Below are 334 nucleotides of genomic sequence, written 5' to 3' on the forward strand. Positions count from 1 at the left end.
AAATGGTGGAGGCTGACGGGATCGAACCGCCGACCCTCTGCTTGTAAGGCAGATGCTCTCCCAGCTGAGCTAAGCCTCCATGGGATAAATCTATGTGGAAATTAATGGTGACCCGTAGGGGACTCGAACCCCTGTTACCTCCGTGAAAGGGAGGTGTCTTAACCACTTGACCAACGGGCCTCGTAAACAGGCTTTTCTAATTTGAAAGCTCTTATGGCGGAGAGAGAGGGATTCGAACCCTCGAGACGCTTGTGACGCCTACACGATTTCCAATCGTGCTCCTTCGGCCAGCTCGGACACCTCTCCATAAAAAGGCCTGGTTTGTAAAAAATAT

General features: G+C 51.2%; 3 tRNA genes. All 3 read right to left on the reverse strand.

The window, feature by feature from the left end:
* Positions 1 to 3: 3 nt before the first annotated feature.
* The 3 genes from ACSQ8O_RS36725 to ACSQ8O_RS36735 all read right to left on the reverse strand — a co-directional run bounded on the left by ACSQ8O_RS36725 (position 4) and on the right by ACSQ8O_RS36735 (position 306).
* Positions 4 to 79 (reverse strand) — tRNA-Val (locus ACSQ8O_RS36725).
* Between the two features lie 26 nt (positions 80 to 105).
* A tRNA-Glu gene (locus tag ACSQ8O_RS36730) sits at positions 106 to 180 on the reverse strand.
* A 34-nt stretch (positions 181 to 214) separates the two neighbouring features.
* Positions 215 to 306 (reverse strand) — tRNA-Ser (locus tag ACSQ8O_RS36735).
* Between the last annotated feature and the right edge of the window lie 28 nt (positions 307 to 334).

The sequence above is a fragment of the Paenibacillus sp. LjRoot56 genome (genome assembly GCF_964253335.1).
GTDB classification, from domain to species: Bacteria; Bacillota; Bacilli; order Paenibacillales; family NBRC-103111; genus Paenibacillus_E; species Paenibacillus_E allorhizoplanae.